This is a genomic window from Stieleria varia (genome assembly GCF_038443385.1).
In the GTDB taxonomy this organism is placed as follows: Bacteria; Planctomycetota; Planctomycetia; order Pirellulales; family Pirellulaceae; genus Stieleria; species Stieleria varia.
The window spans coordinates 5879587-5904086 of sequence record NZ_CP151726.1 but is presented as its reverse complement, the minus strand read 5'-3'; the positions used below and the strand labels follow the sequence as shown (position 1 = coordinate 5904086).

The 24500-nt window shown below is 55.2% G+C and carries 14 protein-coding genes; 4 read left to right on the top strand and 10 right to left on the bottom strand.

The features are described 5' to 3' along the window. Positions 1-30: 30 nt before the first annotated feature. The 7 genes from Pla52nx_RS19900 to Pla52nx_RS19870 form a co-directional block, all read right to left on the bottom strand. Positions 31-1365 carry a DUF1552 domain-containing protein gene (locus Pla52nx_RS19900; protein ID WP_146520573.1) on the bottom strand — a complete coding sequence of 445 codons (1335 nt, stop codon included), beginning with the start codon at positions 1363-1365 and terminating at the stop codon, positions 31-33. A gap of 519 nt (positions 1366-1884) precedes the next feature. Beyond that, the gene (locus Pla52nx_RS19895; protein ID WP_146520574.1) at positions 1885-3252 is read right to left on the bottom strand and encodes a toll/interleukin-1 receptor domain-containing protein; all 1368 of its coding nucleotides are present in this window, start codon (positions 3250-3252) and stop codon (positions 1885-1887) included. Next, the gene (locus Pla52nx_RS19890) at positions 3249-6314 is read right to left on the bottom strand and encodes a tetratricopeptide repeat protein (protein ID WP_146520575.1); all 3066 of its coding nucleotides are present in this window, start codon (positions 6312-6314) and stop codon (positions 3249-3251) included. Before Pla52nx_RS19890 ends, Pla52nx_RS19895 begins: the two co-directional genes overlap by 4 nt. Positions 6315-6553: 239 nt before the next feature. After that, the gene (locus tag Pla52nx_RS19885) at positions 6554-9586 is read right to left on the bottom strand and encodes a hypothetical protein (protein ID WP_146520576.1); all 3033 of its coding nucleotides are present in this window, start codon (positions 9584-9586) and stop codon (positions 6554-6556) included. A gap of 381 nt (positions 9587-9967) precedes the next feature. Beyond that, positions 9968-10990: a diguanylate cyclase gene (locus Pla52nx_RS19880; RefSeq protein ID WP_146520577.1), complete on the bottom strand. Its 1023-nt coding sequence runs from the start codon at positions 10988-10990 to the stop codon at positions 9968-9970. Positions 10991-11274: 284 nt separating this feature from the next. Continuing rightward, positions 11275-12114, bottom strand: coding sequence for an SDR family NAD(P)-dependent oxidoreductase (locus Pla52nx_RS19875; RefSeq protein ID WP_197454660.1), 840 nt, complete (start codon positions 12112-12114; stop codon positions 11275-11277). A 6-nt stretch (positions 12115-12120) separates the two neighbouring features. After that, complete coding sequence (locus tag Pla52nx_RS19870) at positions 12121-12750, bottom strand: TetR/AcrR family transcriptional regulator (RefSeq protein ID WP_197454661.1); 630 nt, start codon at positions 12748-12750, stop codon at positions 12121-12123. A gap of 116 nt (positions 12751-12866) precedes the next feature. On the opposite strand from Pla52nx_RS19870, the gene Pla52nx_RS19865 reads away from it, so the two are divergent. From Pla52nx_RS19865 to Pla52nx_RS19855, 3 genes are all read left to right on the top strand, one after another. After that, positions 12867-14453 (top strand): ABC-F family ATP-binding cassette domain-containing protein, encoded by a 1587-nt coding sequence (locus tag Pla52nx_RS19865; RefSeq protein WP_146520580.1) that lies wholly within the window; start codon positions 12867-12869, stop codon positions 14451-14453. Between the two features lie 340 nt (positions 14454-14793). Further along, positions 14794-15165, top strand: a complete 372-nt coding sequence (locus tag Pla52nx_RS19860; protein WP_342190208.1) for a hypothetical protein — start codon at positions 14794-14796, stop codon at positions 15163-15165. Beyond that, positions 15162-15275: a DUF899 family protein gene (locus tag Pla52nx_RS19855; RefSeq protein ID WP_146520581.1), complete on the top strand. Its 114-nt coding sequence runs from the start codon at positions 15162-15164 to the stop codon at positions 15273-15275. The genes Pla52nx_RS19860 and Pla52nx_RS19855 overlap by 4 nt, the downstream gene beginning before the upstream one ends. 112 nt (positions 15276-15387) lie before the next feature. On the opposite strand, the gene Pla52nx_RS19850 is transcribed toward Pla52nx_RS19855, so the two are convergent. Next, a complete protein-coding gene (locus Pla52nx_RS19850; protein WP_197454663.1) occupies positions 15388-17937 on the bottom strand; it encodes a discoidin domain-containing protein in 2550 nt (849 codons plus the stop codon). Positions 17938-18252: 315 nt separating this feature from the next. On the opposite strand from Pla52nx_RS19850, the gene Pla52nx_RS19845 reads away from it, so the two are divergent. Next, the gene (locus tag Pla52nx_RS19845) at positions 18253-19311 is read left to right on the top strand and encodes a hypothetical protein (RefSeq protein WP_146520583.1); all 1059 of its coding nucleotides are present in this window, start codon (positions 18253-18255) and stop codon (positions 19309-19311) included. A gap of 384 nt (positions 19312-19695) precedes the next feature. Here the strand turns inward: Pla52nx_RS19845 and Pla52nx_RS19840 are convergent, their stop codons facing one another. Next, a complete protein-coding gene (locus Pla52nx_RS19840; protein WP_146520584.1) occupies positions 19696-22980 on the bottom strand; it encodes a family 16 glycoside hydrolase in 3285 nt (1094 codons plus the stop codon). 80 nt (positions 22981-23060) lie between these two features. Continuing rightward, positions 23061-24446, bottom strand: a complete 1386-nt coding sequence (locus Pla52nx_RS19835; protein WP_146520585.1) for a sulfatase-like hydrolase/transferase — start codon at positions 24444-24446, stop codon at positions 23061-23063. Positions 24447-24500: the final 54 nt, after the last annotated feature.

Below are 24500 nucleotides of genomic sequence, written 5' to 3'. Positions count from 1 at the left end.
ATGCCAGCGGGATGAAAAACGTTGCCTTGTTCACACCAACAGTTCCTTCACCGGACCGGTATCGCTGTCGAATTTTTTGGCCATCTTGTCGTCCATGTTGAATCGATCACAGTTCTGACCGGCCGCTCTGAGCAGAGTGGTGTAGAACGCATTGATGGGACGTTTGCCGTCCAGTTGGGTGAAGCACCCAGTCTTGAAGGCGCCATCGAAGTTGCCCAGCAACATCACGGGCCAGTTGGCACCGTTGGTGTGTTGTTTGTCGGCATTGTTGCTGGTGTAGACGACCAGTGTGTGATCCATCATGGTGCCGCTGCCCTCCGGGATGCTTTCCAGCGACTCCATGATCTTGACCAGCATGCGGCTGTTGTATTGACGGATCTTGATCCAGATCGGATTGTCGGGCTGATCCATGTGGCCGAGGTTGTGTCCTTGCTGATCGACGCCCAGACCTTTCCATGCGCCGAAGATTTCGCCACGACCAGAACCGATGGTCAACGTGTTGGTGATTCCCGAGGTGAGTGCCGAGATGCCAAGATCCAGCAGGACATCATGCCAGTCCGTTTCGAATTTTGGCTGCGTGTATCGCTCGTCCACCGTGGGGGCAAACTTCCTGAGGTGATCGGCAACCGTCTCCAGTCGGTCCCGAAGCCCGTTGGCTTCCTTGAACCCTTGGACATACTGGCCGTAACGTTGATGGTCTCCGCTTGGCAGCGATTGACCTTTGGCGGCCGCCAGTTTTTCAATCTGGCTCATCATGCTCGATCGTGCTTCGTGCTGCCGTCGAATGTCGCCGGTCGAGATGCCGCCGTAGAGCATCTGGTAGAGGTGGTTGGGATTGGAGTGCATGAAGATCGGTTGCCCCGCGCCGCTGGCGGACAGCGTCGCAATCGTGGGCTTCGTCGTCATGTTCTCGATCGAGTCCATGCCGATACATAAGTGCGGCAGCAGCGTCTGAGGCAGCACGTTGCTCAGCTCGTAGTCGATCGTCGGACCGCTGGGTGGAACACCGTCGCTGCCTCGGTATCCACCCAGGGCACCAAAGAAAGCACTATGCGACGGACTGGTGTGGACGCCGTGCAGTCCGTTGATGATGTGCAGTCGGTCCTTGTAGGGTTCCAGAGGGCTGATCGGCTCAGGCAGCTTGACCTTTGCCAGCGATCCGCTGTTCTTCAATCCGGCTGGGATGCACGTCTTGGGGTCGAAGCCTTGGTTCTGCATAAAAAAGATGATCCGCTTGGGCGTCGTGTTGCCCGGTATCGATTCCGTCAGCGGTGACGCCAAAAGGTGCTCGGGCAGGAGCGAAGTTCCCAAAGTAACGCCAGCGGTGGCTGCCATTGCTTGAAACAGATTTCTGCGGTTCAGCATAATGGATCGTTCAAAAAGAAGGGACGGTCGACGGTCACTCTTGGACGCAACGGAACCAGCGAATCGCTCTTGCTTCGCTGGAGGCTGCAAATTCCGCTCGGGTGGGGCAGGATCGGCGCATTGCCGAAACACAAATGGTGCGGAAACGGGGTGGATTCTCAACTGAGATGCTTCAGGAGGGCAGATTATTTCAGCGACCCGCGAAAACATCTCAAGTGTCATTGTAGCAACGATTTACGCCGACCACCAGATTTGTCTAAAGGTTGTCATTTCGGAAAGCAAGGTCGTCTGTCCCCGTTGGAGTCTAGGCTTCAGCCGATCAAACCTGAACTGTACGAGCCCCCGATCGCCTAAAGCACTCGATCGCCTGAAGGCTAGACTCCAACCAGGGGCCTAACAGCCTGTTGATTTAGTGAGCCGCGACGCGTGAGCGGCCGGGCCATACGCATTGCCCGAGGCCTTACGGCCAACGGCTCACCAGTATTTCGGTAACACCAAATAAATCAACAAGCTGCTACGCTACGCAATGCGCAGCCGATTTGCGACGTCGGACCACTGGTCGGGATATTCGTAGTGCAGCGACTGGAGTAGCGAAAAGAGCGTTGTGCCGATCACGCCTCCGCGCCGACCGTGATAGTGGTCCAGGTGATACTTGCGTACCCAATCGCAGACACCGTCGATCGTGAAGTCGATCGGAAACGGATGGCCTTCGAACGGGCTGAGCGGTGGGGGCAGTTCAGTGCTGGCAACGGGCAATCGGATTTCGCCGAACAGAAAGGGAAACTGCGTTCCGCGTGTGCGAGCGAGCCCAAAGAAAGTGACCATGTCACGTGTGACCGGGTAACCGCCGATGCATTCTTCCTGTGCCTCACGCATCGCGGTGTGAAACGGATCGTAAACCCCGTTTTCGTCGAGATCCTCCGGCTGACCATCTCCGCTGACTGCGGGTTGAAATTCACCCGGATTCCAAGCGACTTTCTTTCCCCGTGTCGCGAGGAAGATCTTGCCATCGGCGGTGACGACACTCATGTTGGTCGCAATCGGATTTGACAATTCGCTCTCACTAAGGTCCGCCAGATCGCGACCGTATTTCAGCTCGATCGATTGACCATCGGGCAAGATGAAGGCTCGCTCTTGATTGGTCAGCCGAGTGTGAAAATACTCCGTCCATCCGAGTGTTAGACGCAGTGGTTTGTCTGACAAACCGCCCGACTCCTTCGAACCGCCGTAGCTGTAGTCCTTCAAACGAACTTGCGGATTGTTGACGAACATTCGGCCTTTGGCATCCATCGCGGCCTTCGTTTCAGAGATGCGCTCGTCAGCGTTTTGAGCCACATCATCGGGCAGGCGGAACTTACGATTCGATGTGTCGGCTGTCGGGCCGTCACACAGCACATCACCATCCCGATAGCGTGTCCTGCCGTTTCCGCCAGCGAGAATCAACACTTGGATCATCACATCGCCCACGCGATAGGGTGGATGTCGATGTCGTGGTCGGCGAAAGATGCCTTCGATGATGCGAGTCATCGACTCTTCGCGGTTGCGATAAAGATTGAACGTCTGCAAGCGACCGATGTGCTCGTGTAAATCCTCCCATCCCGGAGTGTCTTCCAGGAGGACGGGAACGACACGGCCTTTCAAATGCGGCAGCGACATCGCCAATTCGACTTCGCGCCGCACCCACTTCGACGCGACGGAGTTCTTGGAAATCAGGACAAAGAACCATTTCGCCTGTTCGATTTCGGCTTCGATCTGCGACAACCAGTAGCCTTCGTCCATCGTTCGAGACGAAAAGAAGAAGTCATCGATGTAAAACAATCTCAGTTCATCAACAAACTGATCGGCGGGCGATTGGTCAGCAGTGGAAAAGCTGATGAAGGTTTTCATGAGTCCGTTTCCCCGTGAAGGAGCACCGCTTCAGCATCCAGGAGCTCCGGCATCCGGCGGTTGTATTTGTGTTTTTCAATCAAGCGGCGGGCTTCGGCAAGTTCGGTCCGAACGTCCACATTGAGACCTTCAACATCCACCTTCGGACTTCCAATGAGTCTTGCTCGTGTGAGGTGGATGTCCGCCAAGTAGAGTGGCATCGGGCCACGAGTGGCGATCTGTTCAGCTTCGGCCAGCAACGCAATCGACGATATGGGAGCACCTGAAAGTGCTTGGCACATTCCCGTTGCAATGTAACACTCGAGAACGGCTTCGATGTGACCACTCTTTTTCAGCTCGCGACTCGCAACTTCGAGGTCCCGAACTGCCTGAGAATCCGAGATCGACCGACTCGGAAGTGATGTCACTGAACGATGGATTTCTGAATAGAGGTTCACCAATGCACGGTAAAGATAATCCAGTCCTATCGTGAGGGGATTGTCGGTGCTGTCACGCCATCGAAACAAGTTCGCAACGCGAGCGGCTGACTCTCGCAGTTCCGCAGCGACGATTCCTCGAAGTTGTTGATCGGATTCGTCTCTTGATCCACGTTGAATCGAACCGAGAATGATTCTCCATACGAAGCGTTCAGCCTGTGCCAGGAGCAACTTTCCGTAGTTGTAGCCTTGAAACGAGTATAGCTGGGGATAGCTGGGTTGAGTCGCAAGATGCAGCGTCTCCGCTGTTCGGAATGACTCGATCGCCTCAGCAAACTCTCCCGCCATATGTTGAGCGTGCCCGACACTTGCTCTAAAGTCTGCTCGTAGGAAAGAATCTTTACCTTTGTCGGCGTACTCGACAGCGTGATGAACGCATTCTAATGCGGCAGGAATTCGCCCCAAAGCCAAACTGCACATACCGAGGTTGGACGCTCGTACTGCAGCAGCATCCCAGCATTTAGTTTCGACTGCAATCTGCTCACTAATTGTGAATGGATCGAGTGCTTCCTGGTATCGCCCCAGCAACCTTAACCTTTCCGCTGCCTCGGCGAAAACGAACCCTTGAGCTTCAAGGTCAAGAGTCGAATCTACGCTGGCCCATGGTGACAAAAAGAACGACGCCATTGCTCGCAAATCGTCCCCATGAGCACCCAGTGCGTAACAACTATAGTAGCTACCAAAGTGGCCAGTGCCACGAAGAATGCGTTCGACATACACGCCGTACAACGCTTCTTCATGCCGTTGAGCCAGGCAGCCATGCATTACGGCTTGATAAAGCGGTTGCAGACCGTCGATCCCATCAGGCTGATGCTCCGTCGATTCGCACAAGTAGTCAAACAATCGTCCGTGAGCAGTCTGAAACGCCTCTGACGATTCCTTTCGCAGTTGCTCCGCAAAGTACTCACGCACCAAAGGATGGGCGTCGACGTCGTGTTGTCCTGATAGAGTTTGCGAAGGACGCAGACGGATCAGATGGGATCGCTCCAGACGTTTGAGCAACACGTTCCACTCATCCTGGTCCATGTTGTGAATCGGCTCGGTCAAACCAGCGATCACGTCACCCGATCGCAGTTCGCGCAAACATTCGACAGACCCAGGGCGATCGAACAGACCGACCAGACGCAGCACGGCTAGCAGAGTTGGATCGGACCCGTGTGTTTGCAACCATTCGTCGTACGCCTCCAGCACCCCCCAAGCCGTGCGGTGTCGCTCTGGACGCGTGAGACGATCGGCCTTGTGCAGATTCACGCGATCGATTCGGGAAATGTCGCCGCCGTGGGCATCGAACAAGAACCGACCGAGCAGCGTCAGGCTGAGCGCGTGACAATCGAACTTTTTGCAGGCTTCCTGCAGTTCCTCCTCCGTGCCGGTGATCTGCATCTTGCGGAGCAGACGGATGGCGGTTTCGGTCGTTAGCTCTTCCAAATCCTTGATCTCCGCCGCCCGACCCCGCAAACCGGCCAGATCACGGACATGCTGTCGGCTGGAGATCAGGCACAGGCCGGGATTCTGCTGCGCGAGCGCAACCAGCAAATTGTGCAATTCGGGATCGAGCAACTGACCGGCTTGATTGGAGTTCGGCGGCGCCTGCAGCGGTTCCATGCCGTCCAAGATCAGTAGCGTGTGTTGCTGCCGCACCAGCTCCGCGAGCCGCGTTCCTTTGCCCGGGAGTTTGGGGTCGGGATCGCCGAAGAACGTGAGGGCCTGCTCAAAGAAATCGCCCACGTTGCCGGTACGGTTGGCTGATTCGTCGTCCAGCGAACCGGTACCTTGATCGTAAAACGTCCAGTCAAAGTACCGCCACAACGACGGGGCCCCCGAGTCGTCTTTCCAATCGCGGTCGATGAAGCTTCGTTGAATCCACTGGCAAATCAGTGACGTCTTGCCCACACCGCCCCAGGCGATCAGGCTCAGCACATTGATCCGCCTGTCCCACGCACCGTCCAGGAATTCGAGTTCCGCTTCGCGACCGAGGAAAACTTCGGCAACGTGCTGCAAGAATTTTGAGACCGCGATCCGTTGAGTGAGTTCCGGGATCTCGGGCAGAATGCTTCGCAGGTCACCGATCAGTTTTCCGAACAAGTCGACATCGCTGTGAAACGACTCGGCATGCTTTCCTGCGGACTTCAGTCGCTCGATGTGTGATGGCTGCGTTTTGCCTGCGTCGTCGGTCGCATAAATGAACAGCGGCACGCTGTAGTGAATCGACAGAAAGGCTTCCCACTGGGTGTAGGTCAGGTCGGAGCAATCGCCGAGTGTTTTTTGCAGCTCTGGATAGTCGGCGAGAAATTCCTTTCCGCCTAAAAGCGTCGAGTTGGCGAGAAAGGCTTTCCGAGCAGACTCACTGGCGATCGATCCGGGCTGCTGTCCCAGCAGATGGACGACGGCGTCGCAGCCTTGGATGTACTCGGCCAGTTTTTCGACGGTGTCCCATTCCACTGCTTGGCGAAACTCCTCCTGCACCTTGACCGCACAATCCGCGCGGCGCAAGTAGGCCGCCATCGCGGAGCGAAATCCCGGAAACCGAGCGTCGGGCTTTTCGAACTCGTCCGAGCCCATGGAAAGAAACAGTCGCCGCGACATCGAGAGCCTTTCCCCGCAGTGTGGATATGAAACGCAATGGCAAGACTATAACCGATTGGTAGTCAGCGTTCGCGTTCGGAACGAGGTACAGGGATCACGAAATCCCCGTTGGAGTCCAGGCTTCAGCCGCCTACTCCTGAATCCATCTCAGTACTCGATCGTCTGAAGCCGCCTTTCCCTGAATCTATCTCAGTGCTCGATCGCCTGAAGGCTAGACTCCGACGTGGGCGTACATCAACTCACGCCGCCAAAACGGGTTCCAGCGGTCGTGCACGGTGCAGGATTAACCATTCTGCATTCTCATCCAACGCTTCTTTGCCCAGCTCAAAATACAGTTGTTGGATTTCCGCGATGAGCTGTTGAATTCGATTCTGAGCGTCTGCTCGCAATTCTGCGACATAGGCATTGTGGTTAAAATCCGCACGTTCTTCGGTAGGTAGTTGGGATCCATGTTCGTTCGCCAGACGCTGCTGCAGTTCTTCGTCCTGGTCGATCTCATGCGCGGACTCCAGCTCCTTGAACAACTGGTCGACGCGATTGGCAGCCAGTTGGAAAAGGTTGGCCATCGCACCGTATTGATAGATCGATTCCGGATAAAGTCGACGTTCTGGCCAAGCCATGGAGAGGCCTCCCGCGACCAACAGACTGCTGGACAGGATGATCAACCAAGCTTCGGTATTGGGCAGCATCTCCCATCGCGAAAACAAGACGCAAAGCAAAAATGCAACGGCGGCGACGATCACAGCAGAGGGCAGGAAGCAACAGAAATTGACCAGCATCTGTCGACTGAAACTTTCTGGATGGTGGGCAAAGTTCGTGGATTCCTTGGTGGGGATGCAGCGTTCGAAAAAAGGCTCGATGTTTTGCGGCAACGCGTCCTTCCACTCCTTATTCCAGACTCGCCAGCCGAGGATCGTTATCGCGATCACCGGCGGCACCAGCAACCAACACACGTAGTGACTCCAGCACCATTGTGCGAGCAAATCAAGCGAATCGTGGTGAAACGTATCCACAATCGCCGCTGCCACAAAGATCACGCACAGGATCAATCCAGCAATCACCAACAGGCTGCCAAACTTGTGCCAGAAGTGCAGATGCATCACGTAGTCGGATGTGGTTCTCTTGAAATAGTTGAATTGGGCATTGCGTTCGTGTCCGCGCAACCAATTGAATCGCACGCATTTCAGCAGGTTGATTTTCAACGAATTGTTCAGCTCATCGAATAGCCATCGAGTATCTTCGTAGGGCATTCCGACGGAGCGAATCGTTTTGCGAATCCAGCTCAGTTCACCTCGTTGTCGTTGCAAATAATTGGCCGCAACCGACTGCCCGACCCCGGCAATGTGCCATAACATTTGCACCCTTGAGCCTTCGGCAATCGCGCGTAGGTCCTCCGCACTGGCTCCGTGTTGACGCGGTCGACAGCGATGAAAGTAACGGAGGGCGAAGTAGGCGATCGCGATTCCCAATATTGCGGTCACAGCCCGAAACAACATCGCAATCAGCGGCCAAGGTGATGCCTGCCATCCGATGGGAGTGTCCTCTGCGGTCTCGGTGGGATTCTCATCGAGGTTTCCCGCGGGTTTCTCCCCTGTGGCCGTTTCCTGTGGCGGTTTGACGTCGGTGATCGGTGGTTCTGCACCTACGCCGCGTTGTGATTCGTCGTCCCCGGAGTCATTTGTGAGCTCGTTATCATTTGACTCAACGTCAGTGACATTGCTGGCAGAAACCTCCATTTCCGTCTCGGCTCCGGAGTCCGGATCAGGTTCTGGGGGCACCTGCGGAATCGTGGGCTCGTTCTTATCTTTATCGTGATGGTGCGTCGCTGTGTGTTGAACATTTTGAGGATGCCAGTGGTGAGACGCACCGATCATCAGTGCGGCGGCCAGCGTCAACCAAAACAGAGCGGTGAGAATGTCCTTTGATTTCGCTGATTCGTCGTACTGGCAATTTGTAGCGCGACGACGAAGATCTGCCACACGTTGGATCCTTTTCAGCAGACCGCTGCTACTGGACCGCAACTCGTTGACATAGCACTTGCCATCGTGCGTGAGAAAATCATTCAGGTGCTCCTCTGCTCGTATGGCGTCAACGTTCTTGCGACGACAGAAAGCTCTCAACAATTGCGTAGATCGAGTCAGGATGCACAGTCCTTGCTGCTGCCAGTCGGCGTTATTGTCCGCCAACGCCTTTCCGGTGGACGAATTCGGATCGCCGAAATGCTCGGGGCAAGTCTTGGGGAACAGCCAGCGGGTTGACCAATCCGGAGCGCATGCGACCTTGCATTCCTTGCGTTTTTCACGTTTAGAGAAAATGTGGAATGTCGGATCATCGGGCGGTAGCGGCAACGCAGATGTCGAAGGCAGCAAGTCGGGTGTCAGGCCGGTGCGGCGAGCGTTGACGATCGCTGCGGTGCCCGCCGTCGTGTCGGAGTCATATTGGTGATCCCAAATCGCGATCATGAGATGACTGTACGCGGCGATGTACTCGCCGGCAGCTTGATACCGCAGGCGTCGTTGTTGGGCATTGGCTGAGTCGCGAGTGTGTTTAGCGGCTAGTTCACTCGTGGAAAGCGACATGTCGGATTTCAAGGCAACGGTAAAACATCGTTCGTCGTTGTCGCTTGGAATGATGTCCCTCAAGTCCTGCTGCCGCTTTTTGTCAGCAGCCCTTTGCTCAGGTGTGGGATTCGTTGGATCGCTTCTGACGAAGGTGGACGCGGTGCGATAGACATTTACGGGAAAGGGGAGCGGACAACGGAGGGTAAATCCGTTGTCACGAAATTCCGGTTCCAAGGCGACTTGAGCGACCAATTGATCAGCACCTGGTGCCAGAGAGCTGAGCACGATGATGGGAATGTCATCCAGTCCCGGCCATTCGTCAAAGAACTCACGATAGACAGAACTCGGATCCGCCATTGGTTCGTGATCGTGTTGATGGTGAGGAGCCTGCTGACGCTCGGTGTCTTGATGAGGACAACTCAAAGGGATCAGGCCGGACAAGAGTTCTTTGACGACTTCATCATACGGGTGAGCCGTGGTTCCTCGCCTCAGAAAGCGAAATAGCCATCTCACCTGATCCTTGATCTGTTCCCGTTCGGTGCAATCCATGTTTCCGGTGACGCCAACGATGAACGCGGGCCGGTCGCGCACGTGGTAGTTGGAGCCGGGTTTGCCCCCGTGTGTCGCCCCCTGGCTCAGGGACGTTTCCGAGGGACTGATGGTTTGTTCAGCAGGTTGAGTTTGCTCTCGTGCCCCATTTGGTTCAGCCATGATCAATCTTGGAGGTCAAGTCAAGGAGTGTAGAATCGCTATGATTGTACAATCCGACGAGACTGAATTTTGCCATGTCGGTCATATTTCGTTTGATTTGAAACCTGTGTCGCGGTGAAGCCCGACGCTTGGTGGCAGCAGAGAGTTTCGGCTACTCAGGAACGCCTCATCACTCGATAGCGTATTGGATTCCGCCTGAAATCCTGCCCAAAAGGATTTCTGGCAAATCCATTACCAGGCGCACTAGCAAATGGATCGTCGCTTCCTAACTGCTTTTGCGTTTCCGCCGAAGGATAATGGCGGATATGTCGAGAGTAACTGCCTTGCAACTCGCGCTCCATCGATTCATTGAGAGCGACAGGTTGAAGGGCAGTCCGACGTTCATGAAACGACCCGATTTTTTCCTAGAGCTTTGGCTCGGTACAGAGCTTCGTCCGCACGGGTGACCAGAGCGAGTGATGATGTGCTGGCATCAGAAAGACACGCTACGCCGATGCTGATGGTGGGATGCAGCGGGATGCCGTCTTTTTCCAAACCAGCCGATTCGACCGCCATCCTGATTCGTTCGGCGACGGCACAGGCGGATGGCAAAGTGTACCCGGCCAGGAAAGCGGTGAACTCGTCGCCGCCGAACCGACAGGCTTGCCCGTTGGAGTCGAGCACCCGGGCGATCAACCGACCCGTTTCCTTGATCGCAAAAGCTCCAAATGCATGACCGTGCGCATCATTGATCTGTTTGACACCGTCCATGTCCATCATCAAGACGGCGAGCGAAGTACGCCCGCTGATCGCGTTCTGAATCGCAAACTCGAGCGACTCGTCAAAACGCCGCTTTGATGGTAGGCCCGTCAACGGATCCGTCCCGACCAACGTTGCCACTTCGTTGTGAAAATGAATGTCCAGTTCGTCGGCCAGTGAAAAACGAATCACGGTCTCTCCCAAGAATATCTTGTCTCCGTCTCGCAACACGGTTTGCCCGACGACCAACTGCGATCCCACACGTGTGCCGTTGGTCGACTTCAGATCTTCGAGAATGAAATCGCCATCGCTGGTGCGAGTGATCAAGGCGTGTGATCCAGAGACTTTCAAGTCGTGCAACGCAAAGGTGCAGTTTTCGTTGCGTCCGATCACTGTTCGTTGCGAAAGCAATGCATGCACACCGATGTCAGCGCGGCTGCGGATCACCGTGAGAAACGCCTTCTTGCTGACATTGTCCAGCGACAACGCCAAAGCCTCGTCATCGCGCAGCGTGCCTGATCCGATTGCCGGACTGCGAATGCGATCACCGGCAGCAGTTGGGGCGACTGAGGACTGGCCGACTGAGGACTGGCCGACTGAGGACTGGGCGACTGAGGACTGGGCGACTGAGTTTTTGGCGGCCAATCGTTTGAAAAACAGTTTCATGGCGGATCAGATGCTTGCAATCAACGGAGGGATGCCGATTCGTGATCCAAGAGATGTACCAAGAAACGGAGCCCGCCGTCATGATCGAATCGTGACAGCAAATGAATTCTCAGCAGGTGGAGCGGAATCCCATTGGCCACAAACGTCCGACCGACTCCTCGGGGGGGGCTACTTTCGCGGATTTGATGAGGATTGCGAAAAAGGGAAGGGGGTTTTTTAGGGATTGCGTTCCTCAACGTTAAAGCGTTTCAAGTCGCTGTCATTGTTCTGAGCGTCCAACGGAGTCATTCTTCCGGATAGTCCGTCGAAATGCTCAGTTCACGCCAGCGCCGAAGCTCTTCCAATCTTGCGAGATCGGCTTGCTCCAGTGCGTTCACGGCGTCGTTGCCCAGCGGTAAACGCAGCGGTGCCTGATCCATTGCGGCGACTTTCAATATCACCTGTGCCGCACGAACCGGATCGCCAGGCTGCCGACCGTCGTACGCGCGCTGCATCCGCGCAGCAGCACCTACGACGGCGTCGTACTCGGGCCGACCTGCAGTCAATGAAGTTGAGGAGCCTGCGAAGTCTGTCCGAAACCCACCGGGTTCGATGATGGTGACTTTGACTCCGACGAGCGACATCTCGCTCGCGAGCACTTCGGAGAATCCTTCCACGCCCCATTTCGCTGCGGAATAGGGTGCCCGTCCGGGAGCACCGATGCGTCCCCCCACGGAGGAAAACTGAATGATATGGCCCGAACCCTGCTGACGCATGATGGGAATGGCCGCCTTCGTGACGATGATGGATCCAAACAGGTTCGTCTCAATCTGCCGACGAAACTCGCCAAGATCGGTGTCTTCAATCGAATTCACGTTACCGTACCCGGCACAGTTCACCAGTACATCGAGACCGCCAAATTCATCGACGGCGACTCGCAATGCTTGCTCGGCGGCCACCGGGGCGGTCACATCCAGATCTACCGTTCGTACTTGTTCACCGAACTGCTTTAAGAGATCAGCAAGTTGCGAAGCCTTACGCGCCGTGGCGACGAGACGATGCCCCGCGCTGAGCACGCCCTCAGCAAGTGCTCGCCCAATGCCTCTGGAACTACCCGTAATCAGCCATCGTTGCGACATAACCATCGAACCTCATTCACTCGCCATTGCCTTCACGAAAACTTGCCAACGATCGTCAAACAGTTTCCGCGCCGCTCGGCTGCTGTTCAATGTCGCATCTCGCAAACGGACTCGATTGTTCGCACCTTCCAATAGGTCAACGAGTATTTCGCCGATCGATGCAGTGCTGCCAGAGCACAAATATCCAGCGGACTGCGCCGACGAAATCGCTTCCAGCACCGGTTGCAGTGCAAACTTCGTCCATTCAGCTAAGCGTTCGCGTAGGTCAGCTGAAATGACAGCCTCGGCGCTGACCAAAAGATAGAACGCGGAGTAATCGCGAGATGAACCGAACTTGAAGTACCGAAGTGCCATTTGGTGGAGCGCCTCAAGTTCGTCGGTTGCTTTCGCACCTGCCGATTTCAACTCGTCACGAAACGCATTGATATCTCGCTCGACCACCGCGTCGAGCAATTTTGCCTTGCTGGCATAGCGACGGTAGATCGTGTGCTTAGAAACACCGAGTGTCCCGGCAAGCTCGTCGATCGAGCTGTTCGCAATCCCTTTTTGGCTAAAAAGTGCGCGAGCCGCATCGAGGACGCGAACATCAATCGCCGCCGCTTCGTCCTTCGTCGGTCGGCCAAGTGCCTTTCGTTTTGTCATGGCATACTGTTTCATTTTCTTGTTGCTGAAAAATAGCACGGTCCCGTTGCATTATTGACGGAGATGCTGTAAAAGCACTGTAGCGTGCTATTAACAGTTGTTCAAGAGTAGAAGCGATGTCGCAAATCACATTGACCGGGATCAGTTGGTCCACACCGGACGGTCACAATCTGTTTCGCAACCTTGATCTGAGTGTGAGTCGTGAGCGAATGGGACTGGTCGGAAGAAATGGCGTCGGCAAGTCGACGCTGATAAAACTCATCAGTGGTGAGCTGCCGCCTGCAACGGGTGGCGTTGCCGTCACTGGTATGTTGGGCGTGCTGCAACAGAAAGTGCAAGTTGAACCAGACGAAACCGTCGCCGATCTTTTCGGCGCCAGCAAAGCGATTGAAATCTTGCGTCGAGCCGAAGCGGGTCAAGCAAATATTGACGAGCTCGCGGATGCCGACTGGACGCTTGAAGAACGGATAGCGGCGGCGCTGGGGCGAGTTGGCCTGAAGGTCCGCCCCGACACACGACTTTGCGAGCTCTCCGGAGGTCAGTGGACCCGGGCATGCATCGCGGTCGTGCTGTACCAAGCTCCTGATTTCCTGCTGCTCGATGAGCCGACGAACAATCTGGATCGCGCCGGACGCGAGGCGGTGATCAATCTGCTCTCCAACTGGAAAGCTGGTGCGATTGTTGCCAGCCACGATCGAGAGCTGTTGGAACAGATGGACGCGATTGTCGAACTGACGTCAATTGGCGTTACTCGCTACGGAGGCAATTGGAGTCACTATCGCCAGCAAAAAGCGATCGAGCTGGAAGCCGCGCAACATCATCTGGCGCACGCGGAAAGATACGCGGTCAAGGTCAAGCGAGATGCCCAAACGACGATAGAACGAAAGCAGCGTCGAGATGCCGCCGGTGCCAGAACTCAATCCCGAGGTGACATCCCACGCATACTGTCGGGTGCAAGAAAAAACAGCGCCGAATCGAGCAAGGGCGACCGCATAAGACGTACCATGCGACAAAGGGCTCAAGCGATAGAAACCGTCGAGCAAGCTCGTGCACGGCTTGAAATCCTGGATGAACTTTCGATTACAGTCCAATCAACCGGGCTCCCAAACAGTCGCATCGTCGCAACGTTCGATGCCGTTACCGCTGGCTATGATTCTGACAGGCCCATCATTCATAACCTCTCTTTTTCACTGATCGGTCCCGAGCGAGTCGCCCTTGTGGGGCCCAACGGGTCCGGCAAGACCACCGTCATTCGACTGCTTGAAGGTCAGCTAACACCACTGCATGGAACCGTATCCGTTCCCGTCAACATGGCGGTCCTGGACCAACGATTAAGCTTCCTCGACCCCACGCTTTCCATCCTCGAAAACTTCAAACGGCGAAACCCGACATCAAATGAGAACCTGTGTCGTCGCACGCTGGCCAGTTTTTTATTCAAATCAGATGCCGCCCTTCAGACCGTGGGCACACTCAGCGGCGGCCAGATACTGCGAGCCGGACTCGCGTGCGTGCTCGGAGCCCCCGAGCCACCATTGTTTTTGATCCTCGACGAACCCACCAACCACCTCGACATCGATTCCATCGACGCCATCGAACGAGGTCTCTACGACTACGACGGTGCTCTTCTAATCGCCTCCCACGACGAAGTTTTCCTCAACAACATCAAATCGACCCGGCGGATCGATTTGAGCAGCCAGCTGTAACTTTGTGGGAAACCGTTCGACAGAAAATCATCGCTAGAATTGACGATATCATCGTGCAGGTGTATGACGTCGCGGAGCACGATGGCTTGGGAACGCACTCACGTATCTTGATCAAAGTGCCGCCAAGCCAAAGGGGATTCATTTGCACAACTGGCTCGAAGCACAAATCTTTCGCCGTGAAGTGGAAGCGATACTCGCTCGATGAATGCCAGTCTCGATGTCCGCGATCGGTCTGATGCTCGTGAACAATATGATGGACAGAGGCCTCCGCGGTCAAAAAAGAAATTTGGAAATGCCTGTCGATTCAAGGTCCCGCCGTTCGACTACAGGTGAAATGCAAATGATTCCATCTCCATCAGTCGCTGTTTCATTGGCAGAAAACAACGAATCTGACGGAGGTGGAGCGATGAACGACTGCTGTGCAACTTCGAAACATGGGAATCAAGACTGTTCGAAGGCTGGAAATCGAGAATTCTTGGCATGGATTGTTCCGGCTGCAATGCTGGCGTTCGCTCCGAAATGCCCGGCTTGTCTGGCAGCCTACGTGGCCCTGTGGACCGGACTAGGTCTGTCGCTTTCCACGGCAGCGACGTTGCGTTGGGCAATGATCCTGCTGTGTGCTGCTTTCTTGCTCTTCCTGTCTGTCAAACGTCTCAGTCGCAGTAGACTTTCGTGCCACTTTACTAACTTTATCAAGGAGCAAGAACAGTGAAGAATCAATCTGTCAGTCGAGACGAGTGGAATGCAGTGCGTGCAAAACTGATGGAACGCGAAAAGGAGCATACCCGTGCCGGTGACTCGCTGGCTGCGGAGCGCCGATGAGGGTTCGAAAAGGGGACGGGGTTTTTTTTAGAGATTCCACCCTGATGTGCGTTGGAGCGACAGAAACGAACGCGAGGTGCAGCATATTCCTCCTTCCCCTCGCTTCGCACGCCTACTGTTCGTCGTTCCAAATGGTGACTTCCGTGACTCCGCTGCGGGCACCACCGTTGTTCTCGAACACGATGCGGAGTTTTTCGCTCTCCGTCGGCGCAAAGGTCACCGTATTCCATTGGCCGCCGACTGGTTTTTCAGGAGAATATTTTACGCCCGAGATGGGTGTCCACTTTCCGCCGAACCAACGCTGAAGTTCATAGGATTGGGGAGCCTGAACGCCGCCGCGGTCATCGTAGATCGCGATCTCGACGCGGCGAAATTCGACTTTCTTGCCAAAGTCGATCTGTAGCCAATCCGACGGATTCGGGGATCCGTAACTTGTCCAGCGATTCATGGGGCTGGGCTGAAAATTCGTCACCCCGTCGATCGACGACTGGGGAACGCCACCATAGACATCGTGGTGGCTGCAAGTGGCTTTCGGGAATTCGCTGACACCATCATTGAACGCAAGGTTGCCGGCCCGAGCTGGAATACGGCTAAGTGGCAATACTGCTTTGCCCCATGCTTCGAGTTCCGTGAGACCGGAATTGAAACCGTCCGCGTGCGTTAGCGTGACCTTGAACTTCTGAAACTCCAGTGGCTCAAAATGGAATGAATGAGGTCGGTGTCCTTCCGGCGCCGGAACCTCCTTCGTGACCGTGATGGCATGCCACGTGTTGTCTTTCCAGTAGTGCAACCGGATCTCTTTCGGGGCGCGGATGCTTGAGTTCGCCAGCTCTCGATCATCCAATGGCAACGCTCGAATCGTATGAATCGTTCGCGGTTTGCCGAAGTCGATTTCGATGGAATCGCTCGCGTTGGGAGACCCTTCGCATGACCAGCGATTAGGCGGATCTTTCAGGTACCAGAAATTGCCGTCGATCAGCTTCGATGCGAATGTTCCTTCCGCAGTGTAGGTCGTCGTGATGCGCGGATAGTAGGTGCCGTCGTTGTTGACCGCGAAGTTCGTCGGAACTAGCCCCTTCTGTGACGCTGGTCGAACACCGGGAACGGCCCTCGGAATCACGATCGGGCCGATGGTATCGGCTTCGTGGACCTTCGTCCCGTCGACCATCACATGAAGCCCAATTCCCATGTCGTACCGAGTCCCTGTCTTGTCCCAAACGATCGAAACTCGATGGCCGCGGTACGGCACATCATCGAGCGCAAAGTAATCCCATTGGGGCGGAGCCAGAGGACGAATCTCCAGCGTGTCATCGTCACGAGGAACCAGCCCGATCAATCCGGTAATCACCAGATCGGTATAACCCGAGTGCAAGTAATGTTCGGAATGGTTGTAGCCGTCGTAGCCTTCAAACGAACCGGTGTCCGGGTGCAACGCTTCGGCCAGATAGGGCTTGCCGTTCTTGCGATGAGACTTTGCATAAATGTGGAGTGTCTCGACGTAGTCGGCGGCGTTCAGAGTATTGCCGCCGTTTTGCAGCAGCTTTGCCAGTGCCTTCAACGTCTGCGTGGTCGCGTAAGGCCAGGATTGGCCACTCCACCAGCAGCAGTGGTTGGTGACCTTGAACAACGGATCGTTGCGTTCGACAAATGACGGTCCAAAGTCGGCGTAGAAGCCGTCTCGATCCATCAACTTTTTCCAGGCGACGTCGTACTGATGCTCGCCTTTGACGATATCGAACTGCCACGGAACGTAGCCAATCAATTCTCGTCCGTGAGGATCGCCGGCGTATTGGCCACTTTCGTAAGTTCGCGTGAGCGCTTTCATCGTGAAACCATCGCGCTGCTCGTCGTTCTTCAGCAAGGGAAAGAAGAACTGCCGCTTTGGATCCCACATCAACTCGATCATCTTGGCTTTCAACGCCGCCGCTTTGTCCGAGTATTGCTTCGCGACATCCGACTTACCCGCCAGCTTTGCGATGCGAGAAATGGCTTGTGCGTCAGCGTACATGTAGGCATTGAATGACGGGCGATAGCTCGGCGCACCGCGCAGGATATCCTGCGTCTGGCGGCTATTGATGTTGAACTCCATGCCGTCGTCGTGACCGGTCTGCCAGAACAAGCCGACATTCGGGACAAACTGCCGCTTTTCCCAGCCCTCGTAGTTCTCAATCAGGTCCGGCAGCAGGTCAATCAGCAGCTCCTTGTTCGGGTGAACTCGGCCGACCGCCCAGGCGGAATCCGCCAGCCAGGTGGAATAGTTCCGCGGTTGAGCCCCCGGGGTGCGGAACCAGTACTTCGTATAATCATTTGCGATTCGCGGTGACCTGAGCCAGCGTGTTTCATAGAGCTGATGACCTGCCGGACACGCGATCGCCCCATACGCCCCGGACCAAAAGGGGCGGTCAATGAACTCTGTAAATGAGTAACCGCTGTTCGGCGAGCCATAGGTCAGGTGTTTGGTCAGCAAATCCCAGCGGTAATAGTAGGTGGTCTGGATCTCCGCATCGGGGCATTCGAAGAAGGGAATTTGTTGCTTGTACCAGTCAAAGTCGCGATTGTCCCACCACGATTGATTGTCCAGTAGTTGCTGCTTGTCCAGCACCTGCGAATAAGCTGGCGAGGTAAGCAGCAAGACGACGGTGAGGAAGGCGATTCGCATCATTGAAGTAGACTCATTAGGATAGGAAGCATTGCCTGCCGAGAGCGTCCAACTGTTCTCAGCCTGCGGCTCGCAACAATCAATCTCGCTTGGTCCGGTTCCCAATTGATCGCTGCGATCATCCCAGCACCTGAGCCCGTGACAACGGCGCCGTTCATGATAGCTTACTTTCTTAGAACGGTTTGGAATCAACAGGACAAACGGGGACAGAGCACTTTGGACAAACGGGGACAGAGCACTTTGATTGGGGTTGATGGGTGGGGCTGGGGTGGTAGAAACGAAGTCCTCTTCTCTTTCTCGTCGCTTTGGGGGCATACCATGGCTAGACTTGCTCGCGCAGATGTCTTTGACCCTGACGAAGTTGCTATTGCTCACGTGATTTCTCGCACCGTCAGACGGTGCTTTTTGTTCGGAGACGATCCCGTCTCAGGAAAGAATTTCGACCATCGAAAGGTTTGGATCGAAAAATACTTGACCCACTTCGCCAAGTGCTTCGGGATCGATCTGATCGCATTCGCGATTCTCTCCAACCACTATCATTTGGTCCTTCGCTCCAGGCCCGATGTGGTCAAACAGTGGGACGACACCGAAGTCGCTCGCAGATGGCTGATGCTGTGTCCTCACAGGAAAGATTCTAACGGAAATCCGTTGCCGCCGACCGAGTCCGAACTCAACGGCATCCGCAAATGTCCGGTCGAACTTGCCAAGATTCGCTCCCGGCTGAGTGATATCTCGTGGTGGATGCGATTGCTCAACCAACGAGTCGCCCAGCGTGCGAACTTGGAGGACGAGCAAGTCGGTCGGTTCTTTCAGGATCGCTACAAAGCGGTCAAGTTGATCGACGAAGCAGCCGTTTTGGCGTGTGCGACTTACGTGGATTTGAATCCAATCCGCGCCGCCATGGCCGAGACGATCGAACAAAGCGATCACACCTCGGCGCAGCGACGCGTCGAAGCCATCACCGGCGGACCCAGTGTTGATAGCGACGACGGCCTGCAGCACGACGATTCGTTCCTCTCACCGGTGGAGATTGACGAAGCCGCCGAGCAACCGGGCCCGAATCTTTCGAAATCGGGATCACGTTGCAGTGAAAAAGGATTCTTGTGGTTCTCGAAAGAACGATATTTGGAACTACTGGACTGGACGGCCCGTCAGATCGCGGACGGCAAACCGGGCAGGACGCCAGATGGACTGGCTCCGATCCTGAAGCGATTGGGATTGGAGTCGTCGGTGTGGTGCGAACTGGTGACGGATTTCGGCAAGCTTTTCAAAACAGTTGCCGGAAACCCGTTTCACGTGGACGCTCATCGCAGTCGTCAAACACAGCGGCGTTTCCGAGTCTCCCGCCGTGTCCGCGATCTGATCCCAAGCGGCTAAGCATTCTGCTGGAGTCGCATAAGCCACCGCACGTTCAAGTTGCTCGCCAGAGCAGCCCCGGCAAGCGTGCGCCCTCTCAGCCGTTTTGACTCCCAAACGGTCACCCAACGCGGCAAGAGAGCCGATCAATCCCTGAATCAGAGGTCTGCATCCGCGCGATGTCCATGATTCCAGTAAGGTAGGATTACTGAATTCCCCGACAAAGTGCTCTGTCCCCGTTTGTCCGCTTCGATTTTGGCAAAATGCGAAAAATCTCAGGGGGTTTGGGGGACTGGTCCCCCAAGTACTTCCAACCATTTCCGACTCTTAAGTTCCACGTTTCCAATTAGCAAAGACCACGCTCGACTCCATTTCACGCTGAACCAAAACACCCGAAAGGTGTGGCTATTTCTTTCCGCCTCGGCCGCGATAAACTTTGTGGCTCTCGTTGCCTCCGGACATGATGTACGCAACAAGGTTTCGGAGTTCATCAGGGCTCATCTGGTTTAATAAACCTTTGGGCATTTGTGATGTCTGTGACACGCTGATTTCTTCGATCTCATCTCGTTTCACAATGGTCGGTTCTGATTTGGGATCGGACGAATAGACCAGGATTGTTTCGTCGTCCTTGTCGACAACCAACCCGTTCGCCACTTTGCCACTGTCGAGCAACACCATCGACGATTGATACTGGTCGGAGATGTTCTTACTGGGATCAATGATGGCCTCCAACAGATATTTGCTTGTGAATTTGTTGGGCACGCTTGTCAGATCTGGCCCGACACCACCGCCGAGACCACTGAAACGATGGCAGGCTCCGCAACTAACGGCATGGAACAGGCTGCGACCCCGATTGAAATTCAGCTTCTTGGGGTTCGCCGAGTCGACCGCAGCCATCGCAGTTTCGAGAGTCCATTCCTGACCGGGGCCGGTTGGTGGAACGATCGGAAAGTCGGGAACCGGGTTGAAGTTTTCGCCCGTCAGATCGGTCAGAGCGATACGTTCTGAGTCGCTGCATGTCGAGAGCGCTTCGTCGCGAATGTTGGTCAGGTAACTGGGATAACTGGCCCCGCCGCTGGCTTTCGCCGCCGTGTTGAGGAACGCGAAGTACTGCCGTCGAAGTCCGGGCGTCCATCCATTGCGAAGACTGCGAAGTGTCAAAGCGATGTCGATGGCAGCGGTCGGTGGCGGATTTTTTGTGATTTGCTTCAACGTGTTGCCGTAGCGCGCATTCAGCTTTTCCACGCCACTCCACGAAACCGGTTGGCCGGGGCCTCGATCAGCAATCAACTGCATGCCCTTGGCGGCTGCAGTGGGAGCCCGCAGGAACACCAGTAGCCGCAGCAGTTCGTGATTGACGTCCGCGTCCGATGATGGCAAGAGCGGATCGAGCTTTGCGATCAGTTGCTCACGCTGGGCTTTGGATGGGCTGCCCAGTCGCTCCAGTATCAGAGCGTAGGCTCGCAGCAAACCGAGTTGTTGTGAAACAGAGAGATCGCTAAACGGAAGTTCGTTCGCGCATTCGAGCAACCGTTCGCGATGGTCTTCATTGCCCATGCGAGCCAGCGCCACTGCGGACGTGATGCGTGCCTGCGGATTGGATTCGGAGAACACCTTCGCAGCCCACTCATTGACGGGCTGTGATTCGATCGCGACTCGCGCGGCATGACGCAGAAAACGATCGTCGCTGGAAAGGTGCGGCCATGCGGTTTCGATGGCTTCAGAATTCCTGATGCCATGAAATGTTTCCAATGCTCGGCGCGTCTTCGCAGCTTCGGGTAACTCGGCGGGCATTGCCGGAGCCGTCGAAGCCTTTCCCGTGTAGACCACTCGCATCAGTTCCGACTTTGTTCCTCGACCACCCGTTGCGAAGTAAAGTGCACCATCGGCGCCCATGACCGCATCCGTTACGGGCAACGCTGGTCCGGCGACGAAATCTTCGGCCTCCGCGTTGTAGCTTGCTCCATCAGGAGTTAAGTGAATCGCCAGAATGCGACCATATGTCCAATCCAGCGCAAAGATGGCGTGCTGGTACTTCGCAGGAAACTTCGCTCCGCGACCACTGACGACTCCGGTAGGCGACCCCGGTCCTATGTTGACCAGTGGTGGTAGGCTGTCTTCGTAGTATTCCTTCCACTTGCCCGAACCGCTTCGCCATCCGAAGTCTCCTCCGCTGACCGCGTGGCAGATGCGAGTCGGCCGATACCACGGCAGGCCAAGGTCCCATTCCATGTCGGCATCGTAGGTAAACAAGTCACCGTGGGCATTCAATGCGGCATCGTATTCGTTGCGAAACCCCGCACAGAACAGATCGTGTGTCTTGCGTGCGGGATCAAATCGCGTAATCCATCCACCCGGTGCCATCACGCCGGCTGCGTGGCCTCGCGGATCCCACTGTCGCGGCAGCAACAAGTCTTCCTGACGCGATGGATTGCGTCGACGAACGATGCTGTCCGCAGACGGCAATGGAGTTTGGTTTCCGGAAACCGCATAAATCTGATCGCCGTCCTCCGTGTCAATCAGGGCATGATTGCCATGTTCACCCTTCCCGGAATACTCCGACAGCAGTTCGGCGCGATCTGGTAAATTGTCTCCGTCCGAATCGGTCACGCGATACATTCCTTTGCCTGTGATCGACGCATACAAGCAACCTGATTTCCACAGCAATCCCTGCGCGCTTGATAAATCAACCGGCAACTTTTCGACGAGTGGTTCCCTGTCGCTCTTGATGGTGACTCGGAACAAACCCCGTCCGCCCTGGTCCGATGCAATCAATCGGCCTTTATCATCGATGGTCATGGAAACCCAGGATCCTTGAGTATCCTGAGGGACCGAGTACACCGTTTCCACCTTGAATCCCTTCGCGACACGCAAGCTGCCAACATCGGTTTTTCGGTTTCTTGCTCCACCTCCCTCGGACGGCGGCGGGGCGGGAGTTGCGGCGTCCTCTTCGATCTCGTTTTCATCGTTGGATTGATTGGCGAATGTCGAGATAAGTTTCTTGCCCTCTTGATGATCAAGCTTTCGCAACCGCAAGTCCTTGAACTCGACTCGCATTGGCGGCCCCTTGTGTAGCTGCAGACCCAGCTTGCCACTGGTGATCGCGCGGGGATGCTGATCGGTGACATCAATGGTGGTGACGCCGTTGACTTGATGAATCAGTTGGTCCCCGACCGCAATGATACGGACCTTGTTCCACTTCCAGTCCGTCAGATTGTCGTTGTTACCGACTTTCCCTAATTGCTTGACGTTTCCGTCGGCCGAAATTTCAACTCGCTGCCCACGTGTCGCGATCTTACCGCGTTCGCCGTACTTTTCACCGTACAGCATCCCAAAAAATTTTGGAAAAGGATGCAGATCCATCTGATATCCCATCAATGCCATTCCCTGCTCATCGATGACATTGCTGCGGTACTGCACCCCCGAGTTGTTGCCTTGAAAACGCACAGTCGCCATGAATTCAAAGTCCGCAACATCGCCCCCCTGCCAGATCAGAAACGTGTTGGCGTCGATCTTTTGTTCGCGTGTCGTTTCTCCAACGATGGCGCTGTCCTCAACGCTCCAAAAACCATCAAGCCCTTTCCATCCGGAGAGGTCATTGCCGTTGAACAGTGTTTCAAAATCATCAGCGGCTGCAATCGGCAATGCGATGAATGCAATGAAAGCGGTTGCCAGAACGTTTCTATTCATTTCACGGATTCTCTATTGCGTGGAATTTGTTGTCTGTTGACGGAAGTGAATCGCGGGACGGTTCATGATCAGTGAAGTGCTTACTTTCGCGAATATTGCTGCTTGTATTTCAATGCCTTTTCGCGAAGTCGCGTCAGGGTGTCGCTGTACTCTGGATCTCCGGCCACATTGACAAACTCCGTCGGATCGACTTCGCGGTCGTAAAGCAGCTCCACGCCATCTTTATAGTAGTTGGCGTAGGTGTAGCGATCGTCGCGAACACCGAACCATCTCGGCAGCTTCGCATTGCCGGAATGATGTTCGCAGTAGAAATCGGTCCGCCAATTTTTTGGGGATTCACCATCAATAAACGGCTTTAACGAAACGCCTTGATACTTCGGCGGAACGGGCACGCCAGCGAGGTCAAGGATCGTTGCAGGAATATCAAGACTGGTCACGGCGTCATCAATGACGCGTCCACGATTTTCCGACTTCATTCGCGGATCGTAGATGACCAGTGGCACGTGCAACGATTGATCAAAGTGCGACCACTTGCCCTGGAATCCACGGTCACCCATGTAGTAGCCGTTATCCGCTGAGTAGACAACGATGGTGTTTTCATTGAGCCCTTTCTCTTTGAGAGCTGAATTCACACGACTGACGATTCGGTCCATGCCGGCAAGCATCCGGTAAATCGCCCGCAGGTTGACTCGATATTTTTCAGGCGTGTCATAGCCCCAGAAAAAACGTTCTCGGTTGAGCGAGTGTTTGAGAAACTCGGGGGCGGCAGCATAGTACTTTGGGTCGTCGAGATTGGGACGGAGCGGTTCGACATCCTCAAACAATCCGTCCTCTTCGGCGGGCCATTGGTAGTGAAACCCTGGCCGCCGATCGCTGTCCTCTGCATGAGAGATGTTGAAACTCATGTAAAGAAAGAACGGGGCCTCTTTCGTTTGTGACTCGACGAACGCGACCGATTTGTCGCCGATGATCTCATCCACATGACGGAGGCTGCCATCAGGCATTTGTTTCAAATACGGATTGCGATGCAAGACTTCGTGAGCGTCAAACATCTCCTTCATCCCGTTGACGCCTTTTTTCCACTTCACATGCTGTTTGCCGTAGAATGCGGTCCGGTACCCGGCCGTGCGAAGCAGCGTCGGAAAACTCGACTGGAGATCTGCTTTGCTCACGGGATTTCCCGGATTGCCGTGGTACCCGTGCGTCGTCGTCGTTAATCCCGTAAAGAGATTTGCGCGGCTGGCCATGCAGATTGGTGTTTGCACGAACGCGTTCTCGAAACGAATGCCCTGACGTGCCAGTTCATCAATCGCAGGCGTTTTAATCTGCGGATGCCCCGCGCAGCCAAGTGATGTGTTGCGTTGGTCATCGACGAGCACGAATACGATGTTCGGCCTAGTGTCAGCGGCGGCGACGCTCAGTTGGAAGGCTGTCAAGCAAAGGTAAAGAGCAAGAAGTCGTTTCATGAGATTCAGCGATGCGAGGGAATGGTGATCACCAAGGAGACACGGAGTCACACA

Bases quoted from the DNA above. Each gene is read 5' to 3' on its own strand.
- Pla52nx_RS19860 (WP_342190208.1), top strand. From the start codon at position 14,794: ATGATTCCATCTCCATCAGTCGCTGTTTCATTGGCAGAAAACAACGAA.
- Pla52nx_RS19875 (WP_197454660.1), bottom strand. From the start codon at position 12,114: ATGGTTATGTCGCAACGATGGCTGATTACGGGTAGTTCCAGAGGCATT.
- Pla52nx_RS19885 (WP_146520576.1), bottom strand. From the start codon at position 9,586: ATGGCTGAACCAAATGGGGCACGAGAGCAAACTCAACCTGCTGAACAA.
- Pla52nx_RS19835 (WP_146520585.1), bottom strand. From the start codon at position 24,446: ATGAAACGACTTCTTGCTCTTTACCTTTGCTTGACAGCCTTCCAACTG.
- Pla52nx_RS19880 (WP_146520577.1), bottom strand. From the start codon at position 10,990: ATGAAACTGTTTTTCAAACGATTGGCCGCCAAAAACTCAGTCGCCCAG.
- Pla52nx_RS19895 (WP_146520574.1), bottom strand. From the start codon at position 3,252: ATGAAAACCTTCATCAGCTTTTCCACTGCTGACCAATCGCCCGCCGAT.
- Pla52nx_RS19850 (WP_197454663.1), bottom strand. From the start codon at position 17,937: ATGATGCGAATCGCCTTCCTCACCGTCGTCTTGCTGCTTACCTCGCCA.
- Pla52nx_RS19840 (WP_146520584.1), bottom strand. From the start codon at position 22,980: ATGAATAGAAACGTTCTGGCAACCGCTTTCATTGCATTCATCGCATTG.
- Pla52nx_RS19900 (WP_146520573.1), bottom strand. From the start codon at position 1,365: ATGCTGAACCGCAGAAATCTGTTTCAAGCAATGGCAGCCACCGCTGGC.
- Pla52nx_RS19845 (WP_146520583.1), top strand. From the start codon at position 18,253: ATGGCTAGACTTGCTCGCGCAGATGTCTTTGACCCTGACGAAGTTGCT.
- Pla52nx_RS19865 (WP_146520580.1), top strand. From the start codon at position 12,867: ATGTCGCAAATCACATTGACCGGGATCAGTTGGTCCACACCGGACGGT.
- Pla52nx_RS19890 (WP_146520575.1), bottom strand. From the start codon at position 6,314: ATGTCGCGGCGACTGTTTCTTTCCATGGGCTCGGACGAGTTCGAAAAG.
- Pla52nx_RS19870 (WP_197454661.1), bottom strand. From the start codon at position 12,750: ATGACAAAACGAAAGGCACTTGGCCGACCGACGAAGGACGAAGCGGCG.